Source organism: Pseudonocardia nigra (genome assembly GCF_019396355.1).
In the GTDB taxonomy this organism is placed as follows: Bacteria; Actinomycetota; Actinomycetes; order Mycobacteriales; family Pseudonocardiaceae; genus Pseudonocardia; species Pseudonocardia nigra.
The window spans coordinates 1-4,847 of record NZ_JAHKRK010000353.1; the positions used below are offsets into that span (position 1 = coordinate 1).

A 4,847-nucleotide genomic window follows, 5' to 3' on the forward strand; every position below is an offset into this window, starting at 1 on the left:
GAGGCGGCTGGGGCGGCGGCGGTGACTGTGGCGGCGGCTTCAGCGGCGGCGGGGGCGGCGACGGCGGTGGGGGCGGCGGGGGCGGCTGCTGACCGGCGCGGGGGTCCGAGAGGATTGCAGCAAAGCCACTTTCAGGCAACGCCGTTGCGTGAAAGTGGCTTTGCTGCAACGGGGGCAAGGGCACGCCGTAGGGTGGGCGGCCGTGCGCGTCGTCCTCGCCTCGGCCTCCCCCGCCCGGCTGTCGGTCCTGCGGGCGGCGGGCCTCGACCCGGTCGTCGAGGTCGCCGACGTGGACGAGGACGCGCTGCTCGCCGCGATGCCGCAGGCGTCGGCCGCGGAGAAGGTCACCACGCTCGCGGGCGCGAAGGCCACCACCGTCGCCCGGCGCATCGCCGCCGCCCACCCCGACGCCGTCGTGATCGGCTGCGACTCGATGCTCCACATCGACGGCGCGCTCGTCGGCAAGCCCCGCGACCCCGACACCGCGCGGAAGCGCTGGGCCGCGATGGCGGGCCGCAGCGGTGAGCTGGTCACCGGGCACACCGTCCTGCGGATGGCCGAGGGGGACATCGACCGGGTCGCCGAGGGCCACGCCGTCACCGTCGTGCGGTTCGCCGAGCCGTCGGAGCCGGAGCTCGCGGCCTACCTCTCCACCGGCGAGCCGCTGGCCGTGGCGGGGGCGTTCACGCTCGACGGGCTCGGCGGCTGGTTCGTCGAGGGGATCGACGGCGACCCGTCCAACGTCATCGGGATCAGCCTGCCGCTCACCCGGCGGCTGCTCGCCGGCGTGGGCGTCACCGTGACCGACCTGTGGGCGGTGCCTGGAGGCGCGGGCGCGAACAGCGCGGACTAACCTCGGCACATGGCTCTGGAGAACGACACCGACCCGAAGCTGGCGGAGTACGCGCACCCCGAGCGCCTCGTCACCACCGAGTGGCTGGCGCGCCATCTCGGCGAACCCGGGCTCGTCGTCGTCGAGTCGGACGAGGACGTGCTGCTCTACGACACCGGGCACATCCCCGGTGCGGTGAAGGTGGACTGGCACACCGAGCTCAACGACCCGGTCACCCGCGACTACGTGAACGGGGAGCGGTTCGCCGAGCTCTGCGGTGAGCGCGGCATCACGCGCGACACCACGGTCGTCTTCTACGGCGACCGCAACAACTGGTGGGCCACCTACGCCCTGTGGGTCTTCTCGCTGTTCGGCCACCCAGACGTGCGGATCCTCGACGGCGGCCGGGCGAAGTGGGTGGCCGAGGGCCGCGAGATGAACCCGGACGCGCCCAAGCCCGAGCGGGTCGACTACCCGGTCGTCGAACGCGACGACGCCACGATCCGGGCGTTCAAGGAGGACGTGCTCGCCCACCTCGGCAAGCCGCTGGTCGACGTCCGCTCCCCCGGGGAGTACTCCGGGGAGTTGCTGCACATGCCGGACTACCCGCAGGAGGGCGCGGTCCGCGGCGGGCACATCCCCGGCGCGGCGAGCGTCCCGTGGGCCCGCGCCGCGGCCGAGGACGCCACCTTCAAGCCGCGGTCCGAGCTCGAGGCCATCTACCAGCAGGAACAGGGCCTCAGCGCCGACGACGACGTGGTGGCCTACTGCCGCATCGGCGAGCGTTCGAGCCACACGTGGTTCGTGCTCACCCACCTGCTGGGCTTCGGGAAGGTCCGCAACTACGACGGCAGCTGGACCGAGTGGGGCAACTTGGTGCGCGTGCCGATCGTGCAGGGTTCGGAGCGCGGGTCGGCATGACGACCGCACTCCCCCCGCAGCTCGCGGAGCTCGTCGAGGACTTCGCGGGGGTCGGGCCCAAGGACCGGTTGCAGCTGCTGCTGGAGCTGTCGCAGGAGCTGCCCGATCTCCCGGAGCGCTACGCCGACGCGGCCGACACGATGGAGCAGGTGCACGAGTGCCAGTCGCCGCTGTTCCTGGCGGTGGAGGTCGACGCCGACCCCGAGCGGCACGTGCACCTGTACTTCTCGGCCCCGCCGGAGGCGCCGACCACGCGTGGTTTCGCCTCGATCATGCACACCGGGCTCGACGGCGAGCCCGCCGCCGACGTGCTGGCCGTCCCCGACGACTTCTACACCGCGCTGGGGCTCGCCGAGGCGGTGAGCCCACTGCGGCTGCGCGGGATGGCGGCGATGCTGGCACGGGTCAAGAAGCAGGTCCGCGCGGCCACTGCTGCCTGAAGGCAACCTCAAGTCCTTGTGAAGAACGTTCCCTGCGCCACCTGACGCCCCCGAGACTGTGAGGCGTCTCATAAGGACGGCCAGGAGGTGTTCGATGACCCTCGCAGCCACCGCTGACGTCTGGGGCATCAGCGGATCGACGTTCTTGCTCGCCTACCTCGTGATCGCCACCGCGGTCTGGCTCGCGAGCAGCCGGGCGCGCCGTGCGCTCGCCGACCACCCGGCACCGGGCCCGGTGGGCGACCTCGCGGCGCGCCCGCACGACGTCGCCTGTCTGAGCGGCGGCGCCGAGCTGGCGGTCTACTCGGCGCTGAGCGCGATGCACCTGCGGGGCACCATCCTCTCCTCGCGCGGCACCGTGCGCGCCGTCGGTCGCCTCGGCCCGGACGCCGACGAGCTGGAGCGGGCGATCCATCTCGTCGCGTCGGCGCCCGTCCAGCACCGGAGGCTGCGGTTCCACCGCACCGTGCTGCGGGCGCTCGCCACACCCGAACACCGGCTCACGGCCGCAGGTCTGCTGCTCCCGGAGGAGCAGCGCCGCCGGATCAGGCGGGTCGGCGGCTGGATGCTCGCGGTCGCCGTCCTCGGCCTGGTGCGGTTGCTGGCGGGGATCGCCGAGGCCCGTTCGGTCGGGCTGCTCGTCATGGCGCTGCTCGCCGTCACGATGGTCGCGGCCGTCCAGCTCGCCACGGCCCCGCGGCGCACCCGCTCCGGGGACCGGACGCTGGCCCGGCTCCGCGCCGAGCACCATGCGTTGTCGCCCGCCGTCAAGCCGGACTGGGCGCTGCACGGGCCCGCAGCGGCCGCGCTCGGGATCGGGCTCTTCGGCACGAGCGCGCTGTGGGCATCGGACCCGGACTTCGCAGGCGAGCTGGCCGCACACCACGTCGGACCAGGGGGGCCGGGCGACGGTGGGGTCGCCCTCGCCGACGGGGGCGACGGCGACTGATCTCCGCCAGGGCGCCGCGGAGCTCGCTCCCGCAGGTCCGCCTCGAGGGGTGGCGGACCTGCGGGCGTGATGCTGCACGTGAAGGGTCGCCTACACCACACCGATCGCACCGAGCGCGCGCGAGATCCGCCCTTAAACTCCCCGGTAACCACTGCGCCGGGGCACGGGGCCCCTGGGCACCACGAGGGAGGCCACCGTGCCGCGCTTGAGCAAGGTTCTCGTCGCGAACCGCGGGGAGATCGCCGTCCGCGTCGTCCGTGCCTGTCGGGACGCCGGCCTGCAGAGCGTGGCGGTGTACGCCGACCCCGACCGCGACGCTCCGTTCGTGCGACTCGCCGACGAGGCGTTCGCCCTGGGCGGCACCACGGCGGCGGAGTCGTACCTCGTGTTCGACAAGCTGCTCGACGCCGCGAAGCAGGCGGGCGCCGACGGGGTCCACCCTGGTTACGGGTTCCTATCGGAGAACGCCGACTTCGCCCAGGCCGTGATCGACGCCGGGCTCACCTGGATCGGGCCGACGCCGCAGGCCATCCGCGACCTGGGCGACAAGGTCACCGCCCGGCACATCGCGATGCGCGCCGGCGCCCCGCTGGTCCCCGGCACGAAGGACCCGGTGAAGGGCGCCGAGGAGGTCGAGGCGTTCGCCGACGAGCACGGGCTCCCGGTCGCGATCAAGGCCGCGTTCGGCGGCGGCGGGCGCGGCATGAAGGTGGCGCGCGAACGGCGTGAGATCGCCGAGCTGTACGAGTCGGCGGTCCGCGAGGCCACGGCGGCGTTCGGCCGCGGCGAGTGCTTCGTGGAGCGGTACCTGGACAAGCCGCGCCACGTCGAGGCGCAGGTGCTCGCCGACACGCACGGGAACGTCATCGTCGTCGGCACCCGCGACTGCTCGCTGCAGCGGCGGTTCCAGAAGCTGGTCGAGGAGGCACCCGCCCCGTTCCTCACCGACGAGCAGCGCGCGACGATCCACACCGCCGCCAAGGCGATCTGCAAGGAGGCCGGCTACCACGGTGCCGGCACGGTCGAGTTCCTCGTGGGGCAGGACGGGCTCATCTCGTTCCTCGAGGTGAACACGCGGCTGCAGGTGGAGCACCCGGTCTCGGAGGAGACCAGCGGACTCGACCTGGTGCGCGAGCAGTTCCGCATCGCCGAGGGCGAGGTGCTCAACCTGCTCGAGGACCCCGAGCCGCGCGGGCACTCCATCGAGTTCCGGATCAATGGCGAGGACACCGGCCGCAACTTCCTGCCCGCCCCCGGCACGGTCACCGCGATCAGCTTCCCGGCCGGCCCGGGCGTGCGCGTCGACGCGGGCGTCGAAGCCGGCTCGGTGATCGGCGGGCAGTTCGACTCGCTGCTGGCCAAGCTCATCGTCACCGGGTCGGACCGGGCGCAGGCGCTGGAGCGGTCGCGGCGCGCGCTCGCCGAGTTCCAGGTCGAGGGCATGGCCACGGTGCTGCCGTTCCACCGGCTGGTGGTGGACGACCCCGCGTTCGCGGCGACGTCGGACGACGGCTTCACCGTCCACACCCGCTGGATCGAGACCGAGTGGGACAACACCGTCACGCCGTTCGTCGGCGGCGCCGAGGCCGAGGAGGACGGCGCGCCGCGTCAGTCGGTGGTCGTCGAGGTCGGGGGCAGGCGGCTGGAGGTCTCGCTGCCCGGCGACCTCGCGTTCGGCGGCGGGGGCGGGGCGGGGGGGGCCGCG

Annotated in this window: 5 protein-coding genes; all 5 read left to right on the forward strand. The window is 73.4% G+C overall.

The genetic code is table 11. The annotated features are described in order from the left end of the window. Window positions 1-202: 202 nt before the first annotated feature. Window positions 203-853 (forward strand): Maf family protein, encoded by a 651-nt coding sequence (locus KME75_RS40010; RefSeq protein WP_219420208.1) that lies wholly within the window; start codon window positions 203-205, stop codon window positions 851-853. 9 nt (window positions 854-862) lie between these two features. Next, a complete protein-coding gene (locus KME75_RS40015) occupies window positions 863-1,753 on the forward strand; it encodes a sulfurtransferase (protein ID WP_219420209.1) in 891 nt (296 codons plus the stop codon). Continuing rightward, window positions 1,750-2,193: a SufE family protein gene (locus KME75_RS40020; RefSeq protein WP_219420210.1), complete on the forward strand. Its 444-nt coding sequence runs from the start codon at window positions 1,750-1,752 to the stop codon at window positions 2,191-2,193. The genes KME75_RS40015 and KME75_RS40020 overlap by 4 nt, the downstream gene beginning before the upstream one ends. Before the next feature lie 94 nt (window positions 2,194-2,287). Continuing rightward, window positions 2,288-3,142, forward strand: coding sequence for a TIGR04222 domain-containing membrane protein (locus KME75_RS40025; protein ID WP_219420211.1), 855 nt, complete (start codon window positions 2,288-2,290; stop codon window positions 3,140-3,142). 196 nt (window positions 3,143-3,338) lie between these two features. After that, window positions 3,339-4,847: acetyl-CoA carboxylase biotin carboxylase subunit (locus KME75_RS40030; RefSeq protein ID WP_219420212.1), on the forward strand; the 1,509-nt coding region annotated here is incomplete at its 3' end.

Coding starts and splice junctions, on each gene's coding strand:
- KME75_RS40015 (WP_219420209.1), top strand. CDS start 863: ATGGCTCTGGAGAACGACACCGACCCGAAGCTGGCGGAGTACGCGCAC.
- KME75_RS40020 (WP_219420210.1), top strand. CDS start 1,750: ATGACGACCGCACTCCCCCCGCAGCTCGCGGAGCTCGTCGAGGACTTC.
- KME75_RS40025 (WP_219420211.1), top strand. CDS start 2,288: ATGACCCTCGCAGCCACCGCTGACGTCTGGGGCATCAGCGGATCGACG.